This is a genomic window from Tunturiibacter empetritectus (assembly GCF_013410875.1).
Lineage (GTDB): Bacteria > Acidobacteriota > Terriglobia > Terriglobales > Acidobacteriaceae > Edaphobacter > Edaphobacter empetritectus.
Window position 1 is genome coordinate 2,749,043 of sequence record NZ_JACCCU010000001.1, and the last position, 24,545, is coordinate 2,773,587.

At 56.9% G+C, this 24,545-nt stretch carries 16 protein-coding genes; 11 read left to right on the forward strand and 5 right to left on the reverse strand.

Features of this window, described 5'->3' with window-relative positions; translation table 11 throughout:
* The first annotated feature begins 167 nt into the window (after positions 1-167).
* From HDF08_RS11400 to HDF08_RS11415, 4 genes are all read left to right on the forward strand, one after another.
* Positions 168-4,184, forward strand: coding sequence for a chitobiase/beta-hexosaminidase C-terminal domain-containing protein (locus HDF08_RS11400; RefSeq protein WP_179638572.1), 4,017 nt, complete (start codon positions 168-170; stop codon positions 4,182-4,184).
* Between the two features lie 501 nt (positions 4,185-4,685).
* Positions 4,686-6,839: a hypothetical protein gene (locus HDF08_RS11405; protein WP_257030985.1), complete on the forward strand. Its 2,154-nt coding sequence runs from the start codon at positions 4,686-4,688 to the stop codon at positions 6,837-6,839.
* 374 nt (positions 6,840-7,213) lie between these two features.
* On the forward strand, positions 7,214-7,561 hold the full coding sequence (locus HDF08_RS11410; RefSeq protein WP_179638574.1) for a PadR family transcriptional regulator: 348 nt from the start codon (positions 7,214-7,216) through the stop codon (positions 7,559-7,561).
* A complete protein-coding gene (locus HDF08_RS11415) occupies positions 7,558-10,278 on the forward strand; it encodes an ABC transporter permease (protein ID WP_179638575.1) in 2,721 nt (906 codons plus the stop codon). The genes HDF08_RS11410 and HDF08_RS11415 overlap by 4 nt, the downstream gene beginning before the upstream one ends.
* A 921-nt stretch (positions 10,279-11,199) precedes the next feature.
* On the opposite strand, the gene HDF08_RS11420 is transcribed toward HDF08_RS11415, so the two are convergent.
* Positions 11,200-12,015, reverse strand: a complete 816-nt coding sequence (locus HDF08_RS11420) for a dolichyl-phosphate beta-glucosyltransferase (RefSeq protein WP_179638576.1) — start codon at positions 12,013-12,015, stop codon at positions 11,200-11,202.
* A gap of 188 nt (positions 12,016-12,203) precedes the next feature.
* Between HDF08_RS11420 and sppA the strand changes: the two genes are divergently transcribed.
* Positions 12,204-13,217 carry a signal peptide peptidase SppA gene (sppA, locus tag HDF08_RS11425; protein ID WP_179638577.1) on the forward strand — a complete coding sequence of 338 codons (1,014 nt, stop codon included), beginning with the start codon at positions 12,204-12,206 and terminating at the stop codon, positions 13,215-13,217.
* A gap of 249 nt (positions 13,218-13,466) precedes the next feature.
* The gene (locus tag HDF08_RS11430) at positions 13,467-13,826 is read left to right on the forward strand and encodes an HU family DNA-binding protein (RefSeq protein ID WP_179638578.1); all 360 of its coding nucleotides are present in this window, start codon (positions 13,467-13,469) and stop codon (positions 13,824-13,826) included.
* Positions 13,827-13,897: 71 nt separating this feature from the next.
* Here HDF08_RS11430 and HDF08_RS11435 read toward each other — a convergent pair whose 3' ends face one another.
* The gene (locus tag HDF08_RS11435) at positions 13,898-15,289 is read right to left on the reverse strand and encodes a dicarboxylate/amino acid:cation symporter (RefSeq protein ID WP_179638579.1); all 1,392 of its coding nucleotides are present in this window, start codon (positions 15,287-15,289) and stop codon (positions 13,898-13,900) included.
* A 78-nt stretch (positions 15,290-15,367) separates the two neighbouring features.
* On the opposite strand from HDF08_RS11435, the gene HDF08_RS11440 reads away from it, so the two are divergent.
* Both HDF08_RS11440 and HDF08_RS11445 read left to right on the forward strand, forming a co-directional pair.
* The gene (locus tag HDF08_RS11440; protein WP_257030986.1) at positions 15,368-15,958 is read left to right on the forward strand and encodes a YybH family protein; all 591 of its coding nucleotides are present in this window, start codon (positions 15,368-15,370) and stop codon (positions 15,956-15,958) included.
* Between the two features lie 66 nt (positions 15,959-16,024).
* Positions 16,025-18,421 carry a PAS domain S-box protein gene (locus HDF08_RS11445; RefSeq protein ID WP_179638580.1) on the forward strand — a complete coding sequence of 799 codons (2,397 nt, stop codon included), beginning with the start codon at positions 16,025-16,027 and terminating at the stop codon, positions 18,419-18,421.
* Between the two features lie 8 nt (positions 18,422-18,429).
* On the opposite strand, the gene acs is transcribed toward HDF08_RS11445, so the two are convergent.
* The gene (gene acs, locus HDF08_RS11450; RefSeq protein WP_179638581.1) at positions 18,430-20,385 is read right to left on the reverse strand and encodes an acetate--CoA ligase; all 1,956 of its coding nucleotides are present in this window, start codon (positions 20,383-20,385) and stop codon (positions 18,430-18,432) included.
* Between the two features lie 208 nt (positions 20,386-20,593).
* Between acs and HDF08_RS11455 the strand changes: the two genes are divergently transcribed.
* Complete coding sequence (locus tag HDF08_RS11455; protein ID WP_179638582.1) at positions 20,594-21,970, forward strand: L-lactate MFS transporter; 1,377 nt, start codon at positions 20,594-20,596, stop codon at positions 21,968-21,970.
* 58 nt (positions 21,971-22,028) lie between these two features.
* A complete protein-coding gene (locus HDF08_RS11460) occupies positions 22,029-22,190 on the forward strand; it encodes an MFS transporter small subunit (protein ID WP_179638583.1) in 162 nt (53 codons plus the stop codon).
* Positions 22,191-22,287: 97 nt separating this feature from the next.
* Here HDF08_RS11460 and HDF08_RS11465 read toward each other — a convergent pair whose 3' ends face one another.
* Positions 22,288-23,628 carry an amidohydrolase gene (locus HDF08_RS11465; RefSeq protein ID WP_257030987.1) on the reverse strand — a complete coding sequence of 447 codons (1,341 nt, stop codon included), beginning with the start codon at positions 23,626-23,628 and terminating at the stop codon, positions 22,288-22,290.
* Positions 23,629-23,701: 73 nt separating this feature from the next.
* On the opposite strand from HDF08_RS11465, the gene HDF08_RS11470 reads away from it, so the two are divergent.
* Positions 23,702-23,887 carry a hypothetical protein gene (locus HDF08_RS11470; protein ID WP_179638584.1) on the forward strand — a complete coding sequence of 62 codons (186 nt, stop codon included), beginning with the start codon at positions 23,702-23,704 and terminating at the stop codon, positions 23,885-23,887.
* A gap of 34 nt (positions 23,888-23,921) precedes the next feature.
* On the opposite strand, the gene HDF08_RS11475 is transcribed toward HDF08_RS11470, so the two are convergent.
* On the reverse strand, positions 23,922-24,509 hold the full coding sequence (locus HDF08_RS11475; RefSeq protein WP_179638585.1) for a DUF421 domain-containing protein: 588 nt from the start codon (positions 24,507-24,509) through the stop codon (positions 23,922-23,924).
* Positions 24,510-24,545: the final 36 nt, after the last annotated feature.

Sequence of the window (24,545 nt, forward strand, 5' to 3'; positions counted from 1 at the left end):
CGTTTAATGTGCTGCATGAGTCGGCACGTTTGTTGGCCTCCTGCCGCGGGAGCGAAAGATCCTGCTGCAGTTCTGTCGTTCGATTCGGCCCTTGGTTGGAAACTCGTTAGGAATTTGATTCATCCTCCCCTCTCAACGAAACAACCTTGGGACGCTGGAGGGGAGTCATGTCGCTGGTTAAATTTGTGCCTATTGGTCTGGCCATCTCAGGTCTTCCACCTTACATTTCAAGCAGGTTTGAAGCAGCTGCGAGGTCCTTGTTAAGAGCAACGCTTTTTTTCTGCGTATTCACTGCTATGACTGAGGCAGCGTTGGGCCAAGTCGCGACTTCGGTAAATGTGCCTACCTGGCGATACGACAATACTGAGGCGGGAGCAAATATTCAGGAGACACTACTGACTCCAACTAATGTTACTGGCTCATCGTTCGGTCTGCTTTTTTCGAGATCCGTAGATGGTTATGTCTATGCCCAGCCTCTCTACATCAACGGCCTTACGATGACCGATGGGCTCGTACACAACGTTGTTTTTGTAGCAACCGAGCATGACTCCGTTTACGCTTTCGATGCTGATTCGAATGCTGGCACAAATGCGCAGCCACTGTGGCAGATAAGCCTGCTCAACTCAGCTTATGGCGCTGCGCCTGGCGCAACCACGGTTCCCAGCGCGGATGTTGACTCAAATGACATTGTTCCTGAAATAGGAATCACTAGTACCCCTGCGATCAACGTCACTGGCAACACGATGTACGTCATCGGCAAGACGAAGGAAGGTGGAGGATATGTACAGCGGCTGCATGCGATCAACATACTCACCGGAGCAGAGCAGCCAAACAGCCCAACAGTAATTCAAGCGACGGCGTTGGGCACAGGAGCTGGCAGCTCAGGCGGCCAAATCGCGTTTAGTCCGTTATGGCAGCTGAACCGCGCGGCCTTAAGTTACTACAACGGCATAGTGTATGCCGGGTTTGGTTCTCACGGTGATAACGGCCCATGGCATGGCTGGTTGTTGGCATTTGATGGCACAACACTTGCCCAGACTGGGGCTATCTGTTTGTCTCCCAGCGGTTCTGGAGCTGGTGTCTGGGAGTCCGGTGCCGGAATGCCAATCGACAATGGAGGGACCAGCGGGCGAATGTTCTTTTCAACGGGTAATGGCTTGAACACTCCTTTCCCTCCTTTCAATCCGAGTGTCAATCTCGGGGACAGCGTTGTGGAAGTTAGTCTGTCAGGTGGCAGTCTTGCTGTGACTGATGCCTTCACTACCTTCAATCAGGCTGCGTTATCCGCAGCTGATCACGATCTGGGCTCCGGCGGGGTCCTTCTGTTGCCCGATCGAACAGGTCCCAATCCTCACCTCCTAATACAGGCGGGAAAAGAAGGACGCATCGTGGTTTTAGATCGAGATAATCTCGGTGGCTATTTACCCGGAGGCACTTCGAACACAAACGCTTTGCAGGATATTCTGGGCGCAACGACAGGCATCTTCAGCACTCCCGCCTACTGGAATGGAAGTGTTTATATATGGGGTACTGGAGACTACCCTAAAGCGTTTAGCCTCAATAATGGTGTACTCGCATCTACCTCTTCCAGCCGGGGCACTATTACCTCCGGCTTCCCGGGGGCTAGTTTCGTTATATCTTCAAACGGGACACAGAACGGTATAGCGTGGGCTGTGCGGCAAACCGGGGGCACTGCTCCCGAGGTTCTCTACGCTTTCGATGCCACCGACTTGTCGAAGGTTTTGTATGAAAGCGATAAGCAGCCGCGCGACAATCCTGGTCTGTCCAACAAATTTGTTGTACCTATTGTCACGAATGGCAACGTGTACGTCGGAGCGCAGCATCAGCTTGATGTATTTGGCTTACTCAACGGCGAACCAGTTGCTGCGGTGCCAACCTTCATACCCAACGGGGGTGTCTTCGATTCGCCCCAACAGATATGGCTCAGTACGGCAACGCCCTCGACGAATATTTTTTATACGTTGGATGGAACAGCTCCTACCACTGGTTCCAATCTCTATACTTCGCCAATCTGGCTAACGGCCGCTACAACGGTCAAAGCGATGGCGAGTGGAACCAACTACCTTCAGAGCTCGATAACCTCCGCAGCTTTCACTCCGTCACCATTGACGCCGTTGCCGGTATTCACCCCAGCCGGAGGCACCTATAACTCAGCGCAGCAGGTTGTATTGTCCGACAGGGACAGCTCCGCCACGATCTACTACACGCTGGATGGTTCCACGCCCACGACCTCATCTGCTGTCTATTCGAGTCCCATAGCGGTGGGAGCAAATACAACCATAAGCGCCTTAGCAGTAGATCCGGCGCGGCTGACAAATCACGCTGTCGCGGGCGCTTATGTTATACAGCCCGGCAGTTCGAGCATAAATTTTGGCAGCGGCTTTTCAACCGCTACTGGAATCACCTTTAACGGTTCAGCTACTACCAGTAGTGACGCGTGCCTTCTACTCACGAGCGGAGGCGTTAGCCAGGCGGGGAGCGCCTTCTATAACGTACCCATTGATATTCGCGCCTTTACGGCAGACTTTGCATTCCAGCTTATTAATCCGCAAGCGGACGGCTTCACGTTCACAATACAGAATGCAAAGGCCACTGCACTTGGAAGCAACGGCTCGGCGTTAGGTTATGCAAGCACGAAAGCCATGCCCACCAGCGTTGCTGTTAAGTTTGACTTCCACAACAACTCGGGAGAGGGCGACGACTCTACTGGTTTTTATATAGATGGAGCAATGCCCACGATTCCTGCCGTCGATATGACGTCAAGCGGGGTCATTTTGAAGAGTGGCAACATCATGCAGGCTCATCTGTCTTATGACGGCACCACTCTAACGTTAACTCTGACCGACATCATCGCAGCTAAGACATTTATCTACAGTCAGGCGATTAATATTCCCCAGATTGTCGGAGCCAATACGGCATATGTAGGCTTCACAGGCGGATCCGGCGGAAGCACAGCAATCCAGAAGATCCTAACCTGGACCTACAGCGCCTCGGTGGCCGCAGTTCCTCCTGCATCTCCGACCTTCAGTCCCCCGAGTGGCAGCTATACGACGACGCAAAACATTGCGCTCAGTGATACCACTTCGGGTGCCGCGATTTATTACACGATGGACGGCACGACTCCGACAACATCCTCTTCGGTGTACAGCAACCCTATTGCGGTTAATGCAGGAACGACGACAACATTCGAAGCGCTAGGTGTTGCGCCATCTGGCTTGCAAAGCGCTGTCACGACTGCAACCTATGTGATTTCGGCTGCGGTACCTGGTGTTACCGCCGTGCCGACGTTCTCCCCCGCGCCAGGCACATATGCGAGTGCGCAAAGCATTACGCTCTCCGACTCCACAGCGGGCAGTGTCATCTACTACACGGTGGACGGCACAACACCCAGCACCAGTTCTTCGGTGTATTCCAGCCCCATTCTGGTTGGATCAACTGAGACTATTCAAGCGGTGGCTATTGCTCCAGGTCTTTCGGCAAGCTCTGTGTCAAGTGGCGGGTACACGATCAGTCCGACGACTGAAGTAATCAATTTCCCAAACGGTTTCGCGGGTGCCGCAAGCAGTTTCATCTTTAACGGAGTTGGGATTCTGAGCGGTTCGACGCTGCAGATGATGACTGCAAGCCAGACTTCTTCCAGAAGTTCGATATGGTTTACACCGGCTGTCAACATTGCTACATTTACGACCGACTTTGATTTTCAGATTCTCAACGGGGTGGCAGATGGTTTTACCTTCGCCATTCAAACTAAAGGACCCTTGGCCATTGGATCGACAGGAAACGCGCTGGGATACGGAGGCGGAATTTCTGGAATAGGAAAAAGTCTGGCAATCAAGTTCGATATTCACAACAACTCCGGTGAAGGATCAGACTCTACCGGGTTCTATACAGATGGAGCACAGCCAACGATACCTTCCATGAATCTGACTCCTTCCAATGTAATCTTGACTAGCGGACACATCTTGCATGCGCACGTCACTTACGACGGTACGAACCTTACATTGACGCTTACCGACACTACAACATCTGCGAGCTTTACCGCGACCGAAGCTGTGAATTTAGCCAGCGTACTTGGTGGCACAACTGCCTATTTGGGCTTCACAGCGGGAAGTGGCGGCTCAAGCATGAACGCTAACATTCTTGACTGGACATATCACAATTAGCAAACGCAAATGCTGCATGGATCCGGTTTTTGGTTACGGATCGTCAAATTGAATCGACAACACTCAATTTCGCACAGACATACGATTTTTCTGCATCTGTCTATCGCGGATTGGCCGTCGGTCAGCAAACTCTCATTTGACGTGGTCGCAGTCCAAGTCGCCCCCGGGCGCGTAGTCTAAGTCTACCCGCTTCTCAACTCGGGTTGAGAGCGCGGACCAGAGTTATACATTTTGGTGACAGCTGGCGGAGCGGATGGATGTAGTTTTGGTTTGTCTTGAATGGACAGGTGCGGGTAGTCCAGGTTAAGTGTTCAGTCTCGGAGGGTGGTTATGGGACCTGTCTCGAAGGCGATGAGTGGGTGTCTTGGTAACGGACCAGGTGCAGGATTGCGTAGTGGGCTTAGAGCTGGAATCGGTTTGATTGTGTTCTCCGTTGCCTTGACGTCTTGCGGAGGGAAAAGTGCGCCGGCACCGGCTCCAGCGGACTTCTCTCTCGCGTCTATGCCTGCGGCGATCACGCTTATGCCGGGCGCTGGGGGACAGCAGGTGAATGTGACTGCGACAGCGGCGAACGGCTTTACTGGAATGGTTGCAGTTGCAATTACTGGACTGCCGGCTGGGGTGACCGCGCAGCCGGCGACGCTTATGCTGACTCCTGGCACGGGACAGAGTGTGACCGTAACTGCGGCGGCGAGCGCGATGGTGGGGAACGCTACGCTGACGCTGACGGGGAATTCCGGGGCATTGACGCACAGCTCCACGGTAGCAGCGACCATCTCCGCGCCTCCGCCCGACTTTACGCTGACGCTGGCGCCCACATCGCTGACGTTGGTCGGCGGAGCAGCTGGTGTGCCGGTGAGTGTGACTGGAGGCGCAATGAACGGGTTCAGCGGCACGGTGGCGGTTACGATTGCGGGACTGCCTGTGGGAGTGACGGCGAATCCTGCGACACTGAGTCTTGTTCCGGGGAAGGCGCAGAGCACGATTCTGTCGGCGGCGCTCAGTGTGGCGTCGGCATCGGCCACAGTGACGATCACGGGTACGTCAGGAGGCATCGTCCATACTGCGTCGCTGGTTTTGACGGTGCAGTCGGTGGCGATGACGAACGCGCCGGATGTGACGACGTTCCACTACGACCTCGCGCGTGATGGGCTGAATGCGCAGGAGACGATTCTTACGCCGAGCAATGTGAACTCGACGCAGTTTGGCAAGATCGCGTTTGATGCGGCCGACGGCAAGGTGGATGCGCAGCCGCTCTATCTGGCGAATGTACCAATACTCGGACAGTCGAGCAGCCGGCTGCACAATGTCTTGTATGTGGCGACGGAGCATGACAGCGTGTATGCGTTCGACGCGGATACGGGCGTACAGCTGTGGGTGAAGTCGCTCCTGGGCAGCGGCGAGACGACGAGCGACGATCATGGATGCTCGCAGATTACGCCGGAGATCGGGATCACCTCGACTCCGGTAATCGATCGCAAGCAGGGGACAAATGGGACTCTGTTTACTATCGGGATGACCAAGGATACAAGTGGGGGATATCACCATCGGTTGCATGCGCTGGACTTGACGACAGGCGCGGATCTGTCCACACCCACGGAGATTGCGGCCAGCTATCCGGGAACGGGAGACAATAGCCAGAACGGCAGCGTGGTCTTTGATCCTGCGCAATATGCGGAGCGGGCGGGGCTTCTTTTGGTGAACGGCACGATCTACACAGGCTGGACTTCTCACTGCGATGCGGGTTTGTACACGGGTTGGGTGATGGGGTATAGCGAGTCGACGCTACAGCAGACGCAGCTGCTGAACTTGACGCCGGATGGGGACGAGGGTTCGATCTGGATGAGCGGGGATGGAATGGCTGCAGACAGCAGCGGATTCATCTATCTGCTGGATGCGAATGGGACGTTTGATACGACGCTGACGACGGCGGGATTTCCGGCGCAGGGCGATTACGGAAATGCGATGGTGAAACTTTCGACAGCGAGTGGGAAGCTGGCGGTGGTGGACTACTTTGAGACGTATAACGGGAGCGCGGAGTCGAGCGAGGATCTGGATTTGGGATCGGGTGGAGCGATGCTGCTGCCGGATCAGAAGGATGCCAGCGGCGGGGTGCATCACCTGATTGTGGCCGCGGGCAAAGATAAGAATATCTATCTGGCCGATCGGGACAACATGGGTAAGTTCAATCCGGCGAGCGATCCGATGGACAGCAATATCTACCAGGAGATTCCAGGGGCGATGGCGGGGATGGTGTACTCGACGCCAGCGTACTTCAACGGGGTGGTGTACTACGCGGCTGACGGGGATGTGCTGAAGGCGTTTCCATTGACGAATGCGGTGATGGCTACGAATCCTTCGAACAAGACGTCGGTGACGTTCCAGCATCCGGGGCCAACGCCAACGATTTCGGCGAATGGGACGCAGAATGGGATCGTGTGGGCGTTAGAGTCTGGCTTGACGATGCCGGGGGTATTGCACGCGTACGATCCGGCGAATTTGTCGCATGAGTTGTACAACAGCGGCCAAGCTGCGAATGGACGCGACAACTTTGGGAACGGCAACAAGTTTATTGCACCGGTGATCGTGAACGGAAAGGTGTACGTCGGCACGCAAAACGGGGTGACAGTGTTTGGGCTGCTACCGACCCAATGAGTTAGTGTGTGTGGCAGATTCTATTTTGCCCTCAAAACACCGGTCTTCGTGCACTGCTACAACTGGCCATTCGAACTAGCCCGAACCAGACAGCTCCGGGCAGTTCGCAGTCGATCAGGAACTCACAAGGCTCTCGGCACAGAACTCAATGAGTGCATTGACCTGAAGTCAACAGTTGAGGTTGGAGCTACTTGCAGATCTCTCGACACTTGCCGACTTTTCGTTAGAAATCAAACTCGCCGCTTCAATAAACAATGTTCCGGCGTTTCCCGACGGCTCTTCTGGGTTTGTCGGCAAAAGTTAATATTTCCTGTTGCTTTCCAAAAGGAAGCATGCCATATTATTCCTGTTGGAAACCTAAAGGTTGATTTGTCATGAAGGAAAAGCCCGACGTCTTGCAAGGTACGCTCGCACTGATGGTCCTCAAGACACTCGATGTCCTGGGACCGCAGCACGGCTGGGGAATAGCCCGGCGCATCGAGCAGATTAGCGGAGACCTTCTGGCTGTCAACCAGGGTACGCTTTATCCCTTGCTGCTCAGGCTGGAGCATGAAGACTCGATTGCCTCCGAGTGGGGCGCATCGGAGAACAACCGCCGCGCGCGCTTCTATCGGCTTACCGCGGCCGGCCGCAAGCAACTCCAGGCGGAGACCCGCGAATGGGAGCAAACAGCAGCGATCATCGCGCGCTTTTTCAAACTCAAGGCGGAGGATTTAACATGAAATTCCTGCGACGCTCGCTTATACGCTTGTCGAATCTCGTCACATCACGGACTGCCGACCAACGCCTGCAGGATGAGATCGCCGAACATCTCGCGTTCCAGACAGAGGAGAATCTCCGCGGCGGAATGTCGCCCGCCGAGGCACGGCGGCAGGCGACGCTTAAACTAGGCGCGGCCCAGGCGATTCGGGAGGGCCATCACGCCGAGCACAGCATTCCCTTTATTGAGAATTTGTTCTTCGACCTGCGATACGCGGTTCGCATGCTCCTGAAATCTCCTGGATTCTCTTTCATTGCGATCGCCACTATGGCGCTGGGCATCGGAGCCACCACCGCGATCTATAGCGTAATCGACGCCACGCTGCTGCACCCTTTGCCGTATCCAAACCCATCCGAGCTGGTGCGCGTTCAGGACGACCTTCCGGGCGTAGGCGCGCAAAATGTCGGCATCTCCGTCCCTGAGTGGAGAGACCTCGAGAGTTCCGGGATATTCCAGTCCGTGTCGGTCTCCGGCACCGGCGCAGACGTGAACCTGACCGGCAGTGCACAGCCCGAGCGTCTCAGCTACAAGCACGCTACGCCGAATTACTTCACGGTCCTCGGTGTAGACGCGCAGTTGGGTCGTACATTCGATCCAAACGATGCGACTCCCGGCTTCAACCTAGAGGCCGTGATCAGCGATGGGCTCTGGAGGAGAGAATTCGGAGCCGACCCGCACATTGTCGGCAAAGCGCTGCGCCTGGACAACGACGTTTATCACGTCGTGGGCGTCATGCCGCGCGGCTTTCGCGATCTGGGCTCAACCAGCGAGGAGCGGAATACGGAAGTATGGCTGGGAGCCGGCATGGCCGGTCTGCCGTTTCCGCCCCCACGGCGCGGTTTACGTCTGCAGAGTCGAGCGGTCGCGCGCTTGAAGCCCGGTCTCTCGATTGCGGCCGCGCAGGAGCACCTCGATGCGCTGGTTGAATCGCTGAAAAAGCAATATCCGGAGGAATATCCGCCACAGGCCGCGTGGACCGTGCGCCTGACTCCGCTGAGCGAAAGCGTGGTCGGCAGCGTTCGACAATCTCTCATTTTGCTGTTCGGCGCCGTAGGATTGGTCCTCCTGATCAGTTGCGTCAACGTCGCCAATCTCCTGCTCGCCAGGGCCAGTGTGCGAGGCCGTGAGCTCGCGGTTCGCCAGGCTCTGGGAGCGCAAAGAACGCGTCTCATCCGTCAACTTCTGACCGAGAGTCTGCTGCTCTTCCTGCTTGGCGGGATCGCCGGTTGTGCGATTCTCTTCTTCACGAGGAAGTTCCTGCTGCAGTTGGTTCCGGAGAGCCTCCCGCACATGAGCGACATATCGATCAACTGGGGCGTGCTGGTATTCGCTCTCGCAGTCTCCGTCGCAGCCGGAACCATCTTCGGGCTTGCTCCCGCCTGGCTTATGAGCGGTGTCGATTTGATCGGTACGCTCAGGCAGGAAGGCCGCGGGTCTGTAGGTTCACATGGACGCTCGCGCGCCCGCCAGATTCTGGTCATCAGTGAATTGGCGCTCTCGCTGGTGCTCATGGTCGCCGCAGGTCTTCTGCTGCGCAGCTTTTGGGACTTGTTCAAGGTACAGCCCGGCTTCAATCCTGACCGCGTTATGGCCATTCAAAGCTGGCTTCCGGGGCCTAACGATCCCAATCAGGATATCTACCGAACCGCGACCCAGGAGTCGGTCTTGCTGCGCGAGGTTCTTCGCCGCAGCCGAATCCTGCCGGGTGTAGAAGAGGCGGCCATCGGCGACGTGGACGCTCTTCCCCTGGGCCATAGCAATCCAAGCCCACTGCCATTGATCCGCGAAGGTATCGAGACGATGGACAATCAGGCACCTGTGATCGATAGCCCCATCGTTTCGCCCGAATACTTTCACCTGTTAAGCATGCCGCTGTTGAAAGGACGCCTCTTCAGCAACCAGGACCTTGAGGACACGCCCCAGGTTGCGGTCATCAATCAGGCTGCGGCTCGCACCTATTGGCCAAACCAGGACCCGCTTGGCAAACGTGTCCGCTTGCACTTGGATGCCCGCGAACTGTTGAACTCGGCCAAGCCAGCCTGGACCACGATCGTCGGCGTGATTGCGGATGCTCGCACGGAATCGTTGGCCAACGTGGCGACGCCGCAGATCTACCGCAGCATATACCAGCACCCCGCCAAAAGCCTGGCCATCTTTCTTCGCGGACAACTCGATCCCAGCACCATCCTCGAACAGGAGCGAAGCCAGGTCCAGGCTGTCGATCCGGAACTTCCGGTCTTCCGTGCGGAGGCGCTGGGTGACGTTCTCTCCTCCTCGCTCTCCGTTAGGCGATTCTCCATGGAAATGGTGGCGTTTTTTGCGGCCACTGCCTTGCTGCTTGCCGGACTTGGAATCTACGGGACGATCTCCTATGTTGTGAATGAACAAAGACGTGAGATCGCCGTTCGTCTCGCGCTGGGAGCTCAAAGAGGCAATATTCTCAAGATGGTCCTGCGCCGGGGACTCGGACTGGCGGTCGCTGGTGCCGGCCTCGGTGTAGTGGGTGCGCTCATTGTCTCTCACCTCATGGCTGGACTGCTCTACGGCGTGTCGTCGACCGATCTGCCCACATTCGCTGGCGTCACCCTTGCACTGACCACTGTCGCGCTCGCCGCCAGCTACATCCCAGCGCTGCGCGCCATGCGCTTGGATCCAATCACTACACTTCACTCCGAATGACTTCCTGGCGCTCCTCGAGATTTGTCTTCGCAGGTTGTGGCCATCCCGATGACCATCTTTGGGATGCTGATGAATTCACCCCACTCGGGGTTCCAGAGGATGTGTCCCAAAACGCCGTACTCCCACGATTCCCGCAGGTCGTCAACGAACGCATTATCGCCAAGTCACTTAACAAACGCTCCAGACAAGAGAAATCTTTGGTTTCTGAGTCGAGGGTAGGTAACGGACTATTCGAAAGTGAACCTCTATAACCGGACAAATTCCTGTTTGCCGACCATCCGAGAATTTATGGGCAATAGAGCTCCTCAGGAATGATGCACGATGAGCTTGGCGTTAGCGCTTATACACTTCACAAACTACGAACGTTTCCGCCACAAAGCGCGTAGACTCACTTCACAGATGATTTCGCAATCGTAAGTGCTGAAAACGCCGTAAAAAGTACGCGATTCCCGCTCTTGATCCTGCACATTCTCGGTGGCACAATTGGCTTGCTGTCTGGCACCTTCGCCATTGCGGTCCGCAAAGGAAGCTGCCTCCAACGAGCCTCGGGAATGTTCTCACCGTTGCGATGCTGAACTTAGCGTCGAGCGGTCTCTGTCTCGCTATACTCAAATCGCAGCGGGGCAACATCATCGGCAGCATTAACACCATTTACATTTGACTAGGGGCGGAGTGACACCTCAAGAAAATCTCTCCCTCGTGGGTGCAAACTACCGGTTTACTTGGAGGCCGAACTACCGGCTCGGACAAGATTTTCCGACGCGCCTTGCAATCGTCGATATTCGTTCTAACGTCAGTATCCTTCTAATGCGATATTAGAAATCGGAAAGAGAAAGCATAAAGGACACAGCACCGAATAGGGAGACGCTTTTTACCAAGGCGGGGGGCCGTAGTAAACCAGCCGGCAGACTGCACAAGGACCTAGCGGACTTCCGCGCTGCTGACCTTGGCCACCTGCTCCACTTGAGGAGTCACCATTGCGCTGGTGTCCTTCATGGCGGCGATGGCTTTGTCATATCGGCCGGCCACGAAGTTACCTCGAATGCGCGCCATGTCTTCCAGCATCTTGATGCCGTCTTTCAGGTAGCTCATACGGCTGCGTTCGTCGTGACCCCAGGTGACCGGGACCTCGCGAATGACATACTTCAGCTTGCGAGCGATGAAGAGGATCTCGGGGTCGAAGCCCCAGCGTTCGATGGTCTGCAGGCGAAAGATGACCTGAGCGGCGGAGCGCTTGAATGCCTTGAAACCGCACTGGGTATCTTTAAACGGCAGGCCCATGACAGTTCGAGTGACCCAGTTGAAGCAGCGACCGAAGAACTGCCGATAGAGCGGCTGGTGGATCGTCTGACGAGTCCGGTCCATCCAGCGGGAGCCGATCGCCACGTCTGCCCCATCGTTCAGGGCCGCGATTAGGCGTTCCGCCTCTTCCATCGGAGCCGAAAGGTCTGCATCGGTGAACATGACAATCTCGCCTGCGGCCTGAAGAAGGCCGTTGCGCACCGAGTAGCCTTTGCCGCGGTTACCGGGGTTTTGCACAAGATGAAGACGCGGGTGCTGCGTCATCCAACGTTGTACGATCACAGCGGTATCGTCGGTGGAGCCGTCGTCGACGACCAGAACCTCGGCATCCCAGCCCTGTTCCGCGACACACGACAACACCCTGTCCAGAGCATTCTCGATACGAGCGCTCTCGTTGTAGGCTGGAATTACGATACTTAGCTGCGGATGTGCCATAACGTCAGACTTTCTTTCAACGATTCCAGAGAGATACACGGAGCGTGTCGCGATTTATCATACTGCAATGTTTGACGCAAAAACCGCATCAATTGGCTCTATTTTTCACTTTGCCTGCATCTCTCCCCGGCTAGCTGCTCAACCCGCGACTGCGCACCGCAATCAAGACGCCTGCTAAACTCCACAACATGCCGGAAGACTACTCAACACCGCCGCCACCGCCACCGCCGCCATCGTTTTCCTACACGCAAACGCCTGCTTATCCTTATCCACCACGGCAAGGCTTCCCTCCCCCGCGCCAACGTTCCGCGTGGTTTTATATAGGGATCATCGCCGGTTCCCTGGCCGCTGTGTTTCTGCTGGTCACGTTTATGGTCTGGGTCACGGCGCGTTCGGTCAGCGGACGTTCGGCTGGGCTGGGTTTAAGTTCGGACAGCATCGCGGTAATCGACATCTCCGGGGCGATTCTCTCTCCTGAAGCCATCGACACGCAGCTGCGCAAGTTTGGGGATGACTCGTCGGTCAAGGCGATTCTTCTTCACATCAACTCGCCTGGCGGCGGGGCTGCTGCCTCTCAGGAGATCTACCACGAGGTGCTGCGGGTGCGGCAGGAGAGCCATAAGAAGGTTGTCGCCTCCATCGAGTCGGTGGGCGCATCCGGAGCGTATTACATCGCCAGCGCCTGCGACAGGATCTATGCGAACGATGCCTCCGTTGTCGGGTCAATTGGAGTGATCATGGAGTGGACCAACTATGGCGACCTGTTGCGCTGGGCCAAGTTGAAGAACGTGGTCATCCACGCCGGAGAATTCAAGGATGCGGGCGATCCCAGCCGTGATCTGACCCCCAAAGAAGAGGCTTACTTTCAGTCACTGGTCGATAACATGTACACGCAATTTGTTCATGACGTCGCGACTGGGCGCCATACCACGGACGAGAAGATCAAACCTCTGGCGACCGGCCAGGTATGGACGGGGCAGCAATCCCTTCCCCTAGGCTTGATCGATAAGGTAGGCGGCTATCGGATGGCTTTGATGGAGACTGCCAGGGAGGCAGGAATCTCCGGCGAACCAAATGTGGTGCGCCCTTCAAAAAATAAGCGCGGGCTGTTTGCTCTGCTCGCCGACGACGGCGAAGACCTGTTCCCGAACCCCAGCCAGTTGCTGAACCGTGCCCCGGGTTTTTATTTTATGTGGAAGTAAGATACGGTCCTTCAGTCTTTACCTCGCTAAACCCTGCAAGAACAGAACGGAGCCCCGAAGGAATGGGGCTCTTTTTTATTGATCTTCCGACCGATAGGCCGGATTTTGCATCCTATGACGCAATACCTGGTCGACTGATTCTTTTGACTTCTTGCACAACCTTTTAGCCTCCATCCCGTCTACAATCAACAACAACGGATTGCTTTGCCGGGCCCGATCGCCCTCCCCCTAGTACGAAAGGAACCCACTATGACTAAAGCCGACCTTGTTGATAAAGTGACCTCTCTTGGAGACCTGACCCGCCGTGACGGGGAGGTTATCGTCGATACGCTCTTCGATGCTGTCATCGGAGCTCTGAAGACCGGTGACAAGATCGAGATTCGCGGCTTCGGAAGCTTCCGGACCCGCCAGCGAAATGCCCGGACGGGCCGAAACCCAAAGACTGGAGCCAAGGTCGATGTTCCAGCTAAGCGGGTTCCCTTCTTCAAGCCGTCGAAGGAACTTCGTGACTCGGTGAATCCGAACGGCGCTGTGAAATCTCGACCTGCAGCTGCGAAAAAAGCGGTTGACAAAGAGCACATCGACCCACATCATCCCCCGGCAATGTAACCACGGCGATGCCCATCTCCAAGCTGGCGGGTGCTTCGGCACCTGCTCTTTGCTTCGGAGTTTAGTGTCCGTCACTCGGCCATTCCTTCTAAAACCACCGCCGAGATCGGCTCCGTGCCGAACTCTCCCTCCCACTTGGCTACAACAACGCTGGCGAGGCAGTTTCCCACAACATTGACCGATGTGCGCGCCATATCAGCGAGCGCGTCGATGCCGAGGATGACGAAGATCGGCTCGGTAGGCAGGCGGAAGGTGGCCGCCGTCGCTAGCAGGACGACTAGCGTTGCACGGGGAACCCCCGCGACTCCTTTGCTGGTCAGCATGAGAGTCACCATCATCAGGAGTTGCTGGCCAAGCGATAGATGAACTCCCGCTGCCTGCGCCACGAAGATACTGGCAACCGCAAGATAGAGCGTCGAGCCGTCCAAGTTAAAACTGTAGCCCGCAGGAATAACGAACGCGACGATCCGGCGCGGGACGCCGAGGGCCTCCATCGACTCCATCGCGCGTGGAAGAGCTGCCTCACTGGTCGACGTGGCAAAGGCAATCGTCGCAGGCTCGGCAACAGCCGCGAGGAATCGCCGAACCGGCACACGAAAAAGCAGCGCAGCCGGCAGCAAAACGAGAAGGCCGAAGCCCACTAAGGCACCATACAAAGTCAGAAGAAGTTTGCCTAGATTCACCAGAACTCCAAGACCCATCTGGCCGACGGTGAAGGCCATCGCGGCCCCCACCCCGACCGGAGCGAAGTACATGACAACATTGGTGAACTTGAACATGACCTCGCTCAGGCTCTCGAACAGGTGCAGAACCGGAGTCCGTCTTTTTTCATCGAGGCTGGCCAGGGCGATCCCGAAAAAGACCGCGAAGACGGCCACTTGGAGAATCTGACCTTCGGCGATGGACTTGGCGATATTTTCCGGGAAGACGTGGAGTAGAAAATCCTGCCAGTGAGTTGGGGGCTGCGATGCGATCGTCTCGCCGGAGGTAGCCGGGGGCAGAGAGAGGCCAACTCCAGCATGGCTCAGGTTGATGGCTGCGAGACCGATGACCAACGCCAACGTCGTAACCACTTCGAAGTAGATCAGACTCTTGATTCCCATCCGGCCGACGCTCTTGAGGTCGCCATGACCAGCGATGCCGGTCACCAGTGTGGCGAGGATCAGTGGCGCGACGATGGTCTTGATCAGCCGCAAAAAGATGTCGCTGAAGACACGGAGGCTGATCGCCAACACGGGCGCATCGAAGCCAAGCTCGGCCCCGGTTACCATTGCAACGAATATCCAAGGCGTTAGGGAGCGGCGCTGGAGCGCAAACAGAGCCAAGAGCACGATGGCGACACATCGCAGGGCGACTCCCGCATAGCGAACCGCGGGGCCATGGATCAACCCCTGCAAGATTCCAGCTGAGAGGAAAATCGCAGCCGCAAGCAACAGAAAGCGCTGAAAGTTCGTCTTTAACATCAGGTGCGAAGAATACCAGTCTTCAACAGAAAGCAGATGCTCTCCAAACCCTTTTCGAGCGCTGATAGCATACACACTATGCTACGCGTAACCCTCAACAGCATCATGTTTTGCGCTATTGCATCTTCTCCCTTGATCGCTCAAACGATCGCTCAGAGCGGTGCCGGGTCGGGGATCATTGCCACCTCCGGTTTCGACTCCCTAGCACAGAGTCCTGGGATCGTCTCCAACCCGCTATCCCAACCGACTCTTACACCCGGTGCCCTGGTGTTGCTCGAACTGGAAGGGCGCTTTTCGCAGGCGGTTGCCGAAGGCGGGGGAAAAGCCTTTGGCAGCTGGTTCGCAGAAGATGGAGTTACTCTCAACAACGGTAAGCCTGCGATTCTTGGCCGCACCGCCATCGCCGCACAGGCTCAGTGGGATCCAAAGACTTATCAGCTTACCTGGACTCCGCAGGGCGCCCAGATGGGCCCTTCCAACGACATGGGATTCACCTGGGGGCACTATGAAGGCCATAGTAAAGATAAAAATGGCGAGCCCGTGGTGATCTCGGGACGCTACTTCACCATATGGAAGAAGTTACCCAACGGCACTTGGAAGGTCGCCCTGGACGCGAGCGCAGAAGAGCCTCCTCCAACGAAGGAGTGCTGCACCCTTCCAAAGCCGTAAATCATTGCTGCAACAAAAGTAGGAGTGCGCAATCCTTTGCACATCCCCTACGATCGAACTGTTGAAATGAATGCTCTCCTGGTCAAAGACGAAGCGTTGCGAATCGAGGCCCTCAACCAATATGAGGTACTCAACAGTGCGCCCGATCCCATCCTGGATGACCTGACGAACCTGGCTGCGCAGATCTGTGACACGCCGGTCGCAGCTATCTCGCTGATCGGTTCGGACCGCATCTGGCTACGCTCCCGTTTTGGGATCGACTCACAAGACGTTGCGCTCGGTAGCCTTCCCTGCGAGACCACTATTCTGGGCGACACGGTCTACGAGATCTCCGACGCACGCAACGACCCCGACTACGCTCCCGATGGCATTCTTATCGATGGTCGTCTCTACCGGTTTTACGCGGGCGCGCCGCTGACAACTCCCGGCGGAGTAAGCATTGGAGCATTGCTGGTACTGGACCGGCATCCCCGCACGCTGACTCCGGCTCAATCCTCGGCTCTCAGCGTCCTCAGCCGCCAGGTCATCACGCGTCTGGAGCTCAATGGTCGCATCCGTCAGATGGACCGTGCCGCTCGTTCACGCCAGCGTGTAGAGTCTGCCCTTACCGTGGAGCGAAACTTCGTCTCGGCCGTTCTCGATACCGTGGGCGCACTAGTCGCCGTATTCGATCCGGCCGGTCGAATCGTTCGTTTCAATCGCGCGTGCGAGAACGCATCGGGTTACGACTTCCCCACCCTTGTCGGCCGCTACGCGTGGGACAAGCTGATCCCACGTCAGGAGATTCCCGAAGCCATTGAGACCTTCGAACGTCTCCGCTCTGGCCACTTCCCTGCCGCTTACGAGAATCAATGGCTCAACCGTGACGGCAGCATACGACGCATCGCGTGGTCCGCGACTGCGCTGACCGATACGCAGGGTCAGGTTGCATTCATCATTGCAACCGGCATTGATGTGACAACTCAACGCGCTGCCGAAGCGACCTTGCGCGAGAGCGAAGCGCGTTACCGCCAGCTCGTCGAAGGATCGCTGGGCATGGTCTGCACCCACGACCTGCGCGGAACACTTCTGTCGATCAACACTCACGGCGCCGAAACCCTGGGGCGCACGATCGAGGAGATGACCGGGCATAATCTCGAGGAGTTCATCGTGCCCGACAGGAAGGCCGCTCTGCCTGTTTACCTGAAAAAGATAGGCGAGACCGGCGAAGCGCAAGGCCTCCTACACCTCTCTCACAGCGATGGAGATATGCGCGTAGTCGCCTACCGGAACAAGCTGATCGTCGTGCCCGGACGCGCACCGTACGTTCTCGGCTTCGGTGTTGATATCAGCGAGCAGGTTCGCGCGGAAGGCAGACTCCGCACTCTCACGCGGCAATCCGACTCTATCCTCGAGTCTGTCGGCGACGGTATCTACGGTATCGATCTCGAAGGCAAGGTAACGGTCGTCAACTCCGCCGCGGCTCAGATGCTCGGCTACAAGCAGGAGGAGATGCTGGGCCGCAACATGCATCAACTGATCCACCACACACGCGCCGACGGTACACCTTACGCCTCCGCCGACTCACCGATCCGCAAGAGCCTTACCAACTTCGCGACGGTCCGCATCTCGAATGAGATCTTCTGGCGCAAAGATGGCAGCTGCTTCCCGGTGGAGTATGTCGCGAGGCCGCAGATCGACTCGCAGTCGCCTGATTCGAGCGCACCCAAAGCGCTTGGTGTCGTTGTGGCATTCACCGATAGGACCGAACGCCGCGCCCTCGACCGCATGAAAGACGAGTTCATCTCCACCGTCTCCCACGAGCTTCGCACGCCGCTTACTTCACTTCGTGGAGCGCTTGGCCTGCTCGCCGGCGGCGCACTCACCAATCGCCCGGAGAAGACTCAGCAGATGCTTGAGATTGCCATCAGTAACTCCGATCGGCTGGTGCGTTTGGTGAACGACATTCTCGACCTTGAGCGCATCAGCAGCGGCAAGACAGAGCTCCATTCGATGATGTGCAGCGCAGAAGATCTGCTGCGAAGAGCGGCGAGCGTTCAACAGACGCGCACTCCGCGGCCGAATATCCGCATCTTCTTCGCCGCTCATGGTGTCAACGTCTGGGCCGACCCTGACCGCATTCTGCAGACGCTGAACAATCTCATCTCAAACGCGATCAAGTTCTCTCCCGAAGGCAGCGAGATCCACCTTACAGCGCGCAATCTTGACGAGAATGAAGCGCTAATCGAGGTTCGCGATCAGGGCCGAGGCATCCCTGCTGATAAGCTCGAACACATCTTCGACCGCTTTCAGCAAGGCGATGCCTCGGACTCACGCGCGATGGGCGGCACAGGCCTCGGCCTGGCAATATGTCGTAGCATCATCAATCAACACCGCGGACGCATCTGGGCCACCAGCGCGCCCGACCAGGGCACCATCTTCCACTTCACTCTCCCCACCAAACCCAGCACCAACCTACGCTAGAGGTCCCATCACTCCTCGCCCTCGCGCAGCTTTGCGATCACGGTGAAGTCTTCAAGCGTAGTGGTATCGCCCTTCACCTCACCGGTGGTTGCGAGTTCGCGCAGAAGTCGCCGCATAATCTTTCCGCTGCGTGTCTTCGGCAGAGCCTGGGTGAAAGTCAGATCGTCCGGCCGGGCAAGCGCGCCGATCTCTTTCGCGACCCATTGCCGCAACTCCTGACGCAGCTCCTCACTAGGCTCGTGACCACCTTCCAGCGTGACAAATACGGCAATCGCCTGCCCTTTCATCTCGTGGGGCCTGCCGACTGCAGCCGCCTCCGCCACCTTCGGATGGGCAACAAGCGCCGACTCTACCTCCATCGTGCCTAGTCGATGGCCGCTGACATTGATGACATCATCGACGCGTCCCATCAACCAGAAGTACCCATCGGCATCGCGGCGCGCGCCGTCGCCGGTAAAGTAGCTGCCGGGAACCTCGCTCCAGTAAGCCGCCTCGTAACGGGCCTGATCGCCATAGATGGTTCGAGCCATGGAAGGCCAGGGCTTGCGTACAACAAGAAGCCCCCCATGGCCATCGGGAACGGGCTTGCCCTCTTTCGTAACCACCTCGGGAACAATTCCAAAAAACGGTCTTGTAGCCGAGCCCGGCTTGGTTGCCACAGCGCCAGGGACTGGAGCAATCATGATGGCCCCAGTCTCGGTCTGCCAGTAGGTGTCAACAATTGGGCAACGCTCCTTGCCGATCATGCGGTGGTACCACATCCACGACTCGGGATTGATAGGCTCGCCTACCGTACCCAACAGCCGCAGAGAGTCGAGCGAGTGCTTCTTCACCCACTCGGTTCCCCACTTTGTGAAGGCTCGGATCGCTGTCGGAGCAGTGTAGAAGATGGTCACCTTGTGGTCGTCGATGATCTTCCAGAAGCGGTCGCACTCAGGCCAGTTAGGCGCGCCCTCATACATTACTACCGTCGCACCGTTCTGCAAAGGGCCATAAACAACATAGCTATGCCCTGTCACCCAGCCGATGTCTGCGGTGCACCAGTACACGTCCTCATCGCGCAGATCGAAGATGTACTTGCTGGTGAGATAGGTCTGCACAGCGTAGCCGCCGGTGGTATGCAGCAGACCCTTCGGCTTGCCGGTAGTCCCGGAAGTGTACAGCAGATACAGCGGATCTTCTGCGTCCATCCATTCCGCAGCGCACTCCGCCGAGGCTTTTTCCATCTCCTCATGCCACCACAGATCGCGGCCAGGCTGCATCATTACCGGAGAGCCCGAGCGCCGGAAGACGACGACATGCTTGACCGTGGAACACTTCTCCATCGCCTCATCGACGATTGCTTTCAACTGCACCTCGGAACCACGACGGTAGCTCGTGTCCTGCGTGAGGATGGCGACGCAGCTGGAGTCATTAACGCGGTCCGAGATGGCATGAGCTGCAAAACCGCCAAAGATCACAGAGTGCACCGCACCAATTCGTGCGCAGGCGAGCAAAGCAATCGCAAGCTCCGGCGCCATGCCCATGTAGATCGCAACTCGGTCGCCACGGCGGATTCCCAGCGACTTCAACACATTCGCGAAGCGCTGCACCTGCTCATGCAACTCCCCAAATGTTACCTTGCGGACCTCACCCGGCTCACCTTCCCACAACAGAGCGACTTTATCCTTGCGGTCTCCCAGAGCATGACGATCGACACAGTTATGCGAGAGATTAAGTTTGCCCCCGATAAACCATCTTGCATGTGCTCCTTCGCCGTCCATCACCTTCGTCCACGGCGCGAACCAATCAAGTTCGTGAGCGGCCTCGGCCCAGAACTCCTCCGGGTGATCCACGCTGTGCCTGTACATAGCCTCATACTGCTCAAGACTCTTCACGTGAGCCTGCGCGGCAAACGCCGGCGGCGGCGGAAATACGCGGTTCTCCCGCAGACTCGAATCCAGATCCGTACTCTGTTCAGACATCTCCCGCACAACCCTCCATGGTTTCATCCCGCAAGGTGAAGGTACTCTATACAACTCTAACCGGGCAACCTGTGCGCGTTGCATTTTGATGACACGGGTGCTGTCCGAATCATGTATGGTGGTTTTCGCATCTGACTGTCAGAGAAATCAACTGTTTTATGTGCCTTCCGCTCGACGATGAACGACCTACCAACTCCTGAGGTTCTCAATGGCCCTGGCTTTTCTCGACCGTGACCGCTCTATAGCCCCTGCAGGATACAGCCGTTGGCTGGTCCCACCCGCAGCCCTTGCAATCCATCTCTCCATCGGGCAGGTTTATTCCTTCTCCGTCTTCAAAAATCCTCTATTGGCTCTGCATGCAGCTGATGGTTCCGCCTGGAACCTCAAAGAGGTCGGTTACATCTTCTCGATTGCGATCGCAGTCCTCGGCTTATCAGCCGCACTCTTTGGAGCGTGGCTGGAGAAAGCAGGTCCGCGCCGCGCGATGTTCTACGCCGCAATCTGCTTCGGCGCAGGCTTCGTGATTGCCTCGCTTGGAGCCAGCACGCATCAACTAGCTCTTATCTACCTCGGTTATGGAGTGATTGGCGGGGTCGGCCTGGGACTGGGATATATCTCCCCGGTGTCGACCCTCATCAAGTGGTTTCCCGACCGTCCAGGCCTGGCTACCGGCCTCGCCATCATGGGCTTTGGCGGTGGCGCAATGATCGGCGGACCGCTTGCCAGCAACCTGATGGCTCACTTCAAAGCCGCCGGCCAGCCCTCAATTCCTTACACCATGGTCACCATGGGCGTCCTTTACTTCATCTTCATGATGTTCGGCGTCTTCACCATACGCGTCCCGCCAACGGGCTGGAAACCGGAGGGATGGGTTCCATCGGTCAACCACTCCGCGCTGATATCGAGCCATAACGTCGCCGTCACCGAGGCCTGGAAGACGCCACAGTTCTGGCTGCTCTGGGTCATGCTGTTCGTCAACGTCACAGCAGGCATCGGAATCCTGGAGCAGGCAGCGCCGATGATTCAGGACCTCTTCAAGGGCCAGATCAGCCCCGCAGCCGCTGTCGGTTTCGTAGGGATTCTGAGCATCTTCAATATGGCCGGCCGGTTTCTCTGGGCCTCGGTCTCGGACTTCATCGGGCGCAAGGGAACATACTTCACCTTCTTCACGCTCGGTGCCATTCTCTACTTCTTTCTTCCCTTCTCGCGCCAGGACAAGATCGACTCGATTCCGCTCTTCGTCGCTATCGCCGCGCTGGTAATTTCGATGTACGGCGGAGGCTTTGCCACCATTCCCGCCTACTTGAAGGATCTCTTCGGCGGCTTCAACGTCTCTGCCATCCACGGCCGCCTGCTCACCGCATGGTCGGCTGCCGGAATTATCGGCCCGCTCATCGTCAACGGCATCCTCGACCACTACGTCGCAAATCACATGAGTAAGCAGGAAGCCTATCCGCTCATCCTGCACATCATGTGCGGTCTGCTGATCGTCGGCTTTGTGGCAAACCTGATGGTGCGGCCGGTTGCTGAAAAGTATTGGCTGAAAGACCAGAACGTCGCCGTCGCCGCTGGGCCAGCCCACTAACCTAACCCGGCGGAGTGCCTTTTACCTCCGCCCGTATCCCAGACTCAGGAGTGCTCTCATGGCAGATTCCACAAACGTCAAAAAATCCTCTCCACTTCTAGTCGCGGCGGCCTGGATCATCGTCATCATCCCCACCGCCTGGGGGCTTGACTACACCGTAAAAAACGCCCTGAAGATCTTTGCTGCCTCCACGCCCACGCCCACGGCTCCAGCGAAGTGAGTCGAGCATAACTTCACCATCCCCTAGTGAACTAAGCCTCATGTATGGAAAGAAGTCCCATAGGTTGACGCCGAGACCACTCAATCGGTGTCAGTTTTTATTGCAGCAATGAGACTGCTGCATCAGTCATCGCCGTGACGCCGGTACGTATGGTCGGCTCCGGCAGCGGAGCAAAGAAGGGAGAGTGTGGTGAAGGCAGCACGGAGCCGGTGCGTTCACTCTCCGCCACCTTCGCAGGGTCATAGGCGCCGAGCCAGAAGATGACTGCCGGAATCTTGTGATCGAGGCTGAATATTCCAAAGTCTTCACTGCCCATGACGGGCTTTCTCTCGACTACGTTTTCGACACCAAGCTTCTCAACAAATATCTTCTGCAGCCGTGCCGCAAGCACCGCATCGTTTATCGTGGCCGGCGTCGATTCGCCCTCAAGCACCGTCACGAGTGGCATCCTGTCCTCTGGGACGCCGGCCGCAATGGCGATTCCTTTAGCTGTGCGCCGTACACCCTCGATGATCGCCTGTCGTACCGCCTCGCTGTAGCAGCGGGTTGTCAGCTCCATCTTCACTTCGTCTGGAATGATGTTGCGCTTCGTACCGCCATGAATGTCGCCCACGGTCACAACGGCCGGCTGGTCGGGAGCAATAGACCGGCTCACGATCGTCTGTGCCGCTACCACAAACTCGCTCGCCATCACGATCGGATCTTTGCCCGCCTCCGGTGCCGCACCGTGGCTGCCGACGCCTCGCATCACCACATCGATTGAGGTAGAACTAGCCAGCGCCGGACCTGACACCACCGAGACCTTGCCCGCCGCGAAGTTCGCATCATGGAGCGCAATCGCCAAGTCCGGCTGACCGAAGCGCTCATACAGATGATCAGCCAACATCGCCTTCGCCCCATCGATCGTCTCTTCGCTCGGCTGCCCGATCAACATCAGCGTCCCGTGCCATTGGCTCATCAGTGCAGCCATATTGCGCGCTACCCCGATTATGGTGGTGATATGAACATCATGCCCGCAGGCATGCATAACGCCGACGTCCTGTCCCGCAGGGTTTTTCGATCGCACAGAGCTTGCATAAGGCAACGACGTCTTCTCGGTCACCGGGAGAGCGTCAAGGTCGGTCCTGATTAGTAAGGTTGGACCTGCGCCATTCTTGAGAATCGCGACCACGCCATACGCCTGCGAGCCGTCAGGATACTTTCCCACGCGCTCTGTAACGGAGTAACCCGCCTTGCGTAGTTCGCCTGCCAGCAAGGCCGAGGTCTGAGCCTCATGATGAGAGAGTTCGGGCGCAGCATGAATACTCTTGTAGGTCGTCAAAAAGTCCGGAAGCTGCTTCTCGACCAGCGCCGAGACCTCTTGCGCGCGTGATGGAATTGCCATGCCAACCGCTGTCGCAGTGATCCAGCATACCGCTATTCGCTGCCATGTCTGCATCGCAACTCTCCCGGATCGAACGTTATTTTGTACTAGAACTCTAAATGGCTGGCCGCGGTAGACTCCAACTATCGTGAATTTTTACTGGCCATCGTTGATTGGCGTCTTTCTTGGCTTCGCCTTCGGGGTGGGTTGTGCGCTGGCGGTGATGTACTCGATTTATATGGGAGGATATCGCGCCGCCGTACGCGATTCCCAACTTCCAGCCCCGCCGGAACGCTACACAAAAGCGCTCGAGAAGAACTCAGCAAACTCTTAGCTGCCTCAGATCACTTACTCACAAGGCCTCTCATTCAAATCGGTAACGCTCCTCGGGAAGCCAGTTCAATACGCATCTGTCTCACCTCGAGATGCAGCTCCTCGATCGCTTTTCTCAACTCCGCCCGTTGCGCGTCATCACTCATCGACTTGATCCCTTCGAGATAGAAGTTTCCATTCGGCTCGAGAACGCACTTCTCAACCTCGCTGAAGTCGTCGAATCCCTGCTTGTGGAGCACAGATCGCAGCTCAATCTCCGTGAGCGCTTCACGCTTGGCCTCCTCCCAATCGACAATCCCATGACGAATCAAAACCGAAGATGATCCTTCGAAGGCCTGGTTGAGCTTTGGCATATTGAAGAGTAGGCGCGACAGCAGCCAATTGATCGTCAGCAGAGATAGCGCGCCGATGATCCCCCCGGATACAGAGTTGTCATCGCCAATCATGGCGTTCTGCACGGTGTTTGAGAGGCTCAACAGAACCACCAAATCGAATGGATTCAACTGCGCAAGCTCTCGCTTACCGAACAACCGCAAAAATCCAATCAGAAAAAGGTAGACGATAACCGGCCGGAGAATCTTCTCCAGCAGCGGCAGATGCAGATGAAACATGCTCTCGATCAAAATGCCTCCTTCTACCTCATCGCAACATCAGCGCCG

Excerpts from the sequence above, each read along its gene's own strand:
- sppA (WP_179638577.1), top strand. The coding sequence starts at position 12,204 with ATGCCGGAAGACTACTCAACACCGCCGCCACCGCCACCGCCGCCATCG.
- HDF08_RS11420 (WP_179638576.1), bottom strand. The coding sequence starts at position 12,015 with ATGGCACATCCGCAGCTAAGTATCGTAATTCCAGCCTACAACGAGAGC.
- acs (WP_179638581.1), bottom strand. The coding sequence starts at position 20,385 with ATGTCTGAACAGAGTACGGATCTGGATTCGAGTCTGCGGGAGAACCGC.
- HDF08_RS11405 (WP_257030985.1), top strand. The coding sequence starts at position 4,686 with ATGCCTGCGGCGATCACGCTTATGCCGGGCGCTGGGGGACAGCAGGTG.
- HDF08_RS11400 (WP_179638572.1), top strand. The coding sequence starts at position 168 with ATGTCGCTGGTTAAATTTGTGCCTATTGGTCTGGCCATCTCAGGTCTT.
- HDF08_RS11410 (WP_179638574.1), top strand. The coding sequence starts at position 7,214 with ATGAAGGAAAAGCCCGACGTCTTGCAAGGTACGCTCGCACTGATGGTC.
- HDF08_RS11455 (WP_179638582.1), top strand. The coding sequence starts at position 20,594 with ATGGCCCTGGCTTTTCTCGACCGTGACCGCTCTATAGCCCCTGCAGGA.
- HDF08_RS11465 (WP_257030987.1), bottom strand. The coding sequence starts at position 23,628 with ATGCAGACATGGCAGCGAATAGCGGTATGCTGGATCACTGCGACAGCG.
- HDF08_RS11435 (WP_179638579.1), bottom strand. The coding sequence starts at position 15,289 with ATGTTAAAGACGAACTTTCAGCGCTTTCTGTTGCTTGCGGCTGCGATT.
- HDF08_RS11445 (WP_179638580.1), top strand. The coding sequence starts at position 16,025 with ATGAATGCTCTCCTGGTCAAAGACGAAGCGTTGCGAATCGAGGCCCTC.
- HDF08_RS11440 (WP_257030986.1), top strand. The coding sequence starts at position 15,368 with ATGCTACGCGTAACCCTCAACAGCATCATGTTTTGCGCTATTGCATCT.
- HDF08_RS11415 (WP_179638575.1), top strand. The coding sequence starts at position 7,558 with ATGAAATTCCTGCGACGCTCGCTTATACGCTTGTCGAATCTCGTCACA.
- HDF08_RS11430 (WP_179638578.1), top strand. The coding sequence starts at position 13,467 with ATGACTAAAGCCGACCTTGTTGATAAAGTGACCTCTCTTGGAGACCTG.
- HDF08_RS11460 (WP_179638583.1), top strand. The coding sequence starts at position 22,029 with ATGGCAGATTCCACAAACGTCAAAAAATCCTCTCCACTTCTAGTCGCG.